Annotated in this window: 2 protein-coding genes; both read right to left on the bottom strand. The window is 48.7% G+C overall.

The window, feature by feature from the left end; genetic code table 11:
- The coding region (locus tag WBC85_RS14405) for a B12-binding domain-containing radical SAM protein (protein WP_424438670.1) at window positions 1-1,049 on the bottom strand (1,049 nt) is incomplete at its 3' end.
- Between the two features lie 9 nt (window positions 1,050-1,058).
- Window positions 1,059-1,379 carry a hypothetical protein gene (locus tag WBC85_RS14410; RefSeq protein WP_424438673.1) on the bottom strand — a complete coding sequence of 107 codons (321 nt, stop codon included), beginning with the start codon at window positions 1,377-1,379 and terminating at the stop codon, window positions 1,059-1,061.
- Window positions 1,380-1,783: the final 404 nt, after the last annotated feature.

Genomic DNA, 1,783 nt, shown 5'->3' on the forward strand with positions numbered 1-1,783 from the left:
AAGCTGAACACGGCTTTGGAAGACACTCCGTACTTTTGAAGCACGGCAGCAGACTCTTGAACCAGCTTCGGCGTAGCGGCTTTCTTGATTCTCTTTGCGTCTGGTTTTGATGCAACTTCAGCACCTATTAGAAGCCCACTTGCGAATTCCGCCATAGCTTCGACGACGATCTCTTTCCTGATATCTACAACTGTTGCATCGAAATTTAAACGTCCGTGAAATTCGGCACCAAGCCGTTTAGCGATTTCGACAACTCTTTCCGCAGAAGTCGTGAACGTATCATCAATGATACTCACAACCCGCGCTTTTGATTGCAAGGCATAGGGGAGAGCGTGATTCAGTAGCTGAACTGATCTCTCTACACTATAGTCCCGCCAGTACGATTTTGTGGGAATAGAACAGAATTCACATCGAAATTTGCAACCCCGCGAAGTTTCAACCGGGACAACGCAATACTTGGAAATGTCATAGAGAGCATATTCAACCGGAATCTCTTCAAGCTGCCGCAAATTTTCCTGCTTTGGGATCAAACCTGAAATAGGTTTGGACTTTAGGGAATCGAAGTTGATCCCAATGTGGAGATTGAATGGCGCACGTTGGAGACCCGATATATTGCGCTCCAATACACATTCGGCAATGTGACAAACGATATTGTCCGCCTCACCAACCACGTAGAGATCAATTTCCTTCCGTCCAGCAAGGTTTTCGGGGTGCAATGTGGGATGCGGGCCGCCGATGCAGGTGACTGTGCTTGGTGAAACGTGTTTGACCCGTCGGAGCAGCTGGAGCACCGCTGCCCAGTTCATTGAATTGGCGCTAATGAAAACAAGTCTGAACCGCGACAGTGAATCCGCTACATGATTAATACTAGAATCGTCTGCAGTCACCCAGTCAACAAGATCGCAATCGTAGCCGCCATGCCGAAGGATGGATGCAAGGGTAGCCACACCCAGCTGCGGACATTCATGGTAGGAGTCCTGCATTGCAGGGATCAAAGCCCCTCCAACGCTGTCACATATTGGTGCAGCAACAAATGCAATATCTTTCATGGGCTCTGACTATCGGGGATAAAGCACAATGATCACAAATACGATTAAAGGTCCGATCAATGCATCTGGCCCTTTTACGTTCATGTCGGCATCTATCAGTCCAGGAAAGCCGTTTTCGCCCATTGCCTTCAAAGCTTTTTCCCGCGTCAGTTCGATATCGCCGTCAACTTCAATGCCAAGCTTACTCAGCGTTCCCACAGGATCAGAACGATACGAACTCACATCTTGCGAGCCTGCTGTTACGTCCGCTATGAATTTTTTGATGTTGTCGATATTATATTGATCGGTGAGCTTGACGTTTAGATCACCAAATGTCGCTGTCTGGGTCATCGTTAAATTCCCTCTATCTATCAATACCAGAATGGTACACCCGACCTGCGCGAACACCAAACAGAAATGTATTTTTTTGAAAGGTCAAAAACGGTCGTTTTTGTCTTTCACGCAAAGGCCGCCTGAAATGTTGGAGAATCTTGTGTCACAAACCCTTGGCAAAACCGTCTTTGGTTTTTGTTACGATTTTGACCACCCTCGGAGGAGCAGACATTCGCGCGCCGTGCAGCATTCGGTATTTTGGGCTCTTCCGGCACCTTAGCTGCGCTGTTCACGAGCGGCCGGTTCGGGATGAACCGCCGTTCGCTGCCTGAGCATGAATGAACGTTATCAGGAAATGACCGAAGCCCGTTCTCGTGTAGCGTCAGTCAGGCGGCCGCTTCCGATAGCAAAGAGCGTAGGCT

It is taken from the genome of Planktotalea sp., assembly GCF_049680325.1.
Classification (GTDB): Bacteria; Pseudomonadota; Alphaproteobacteria; order Rhodobacterales; family Rhodobacteraceae; genus Planktotalea.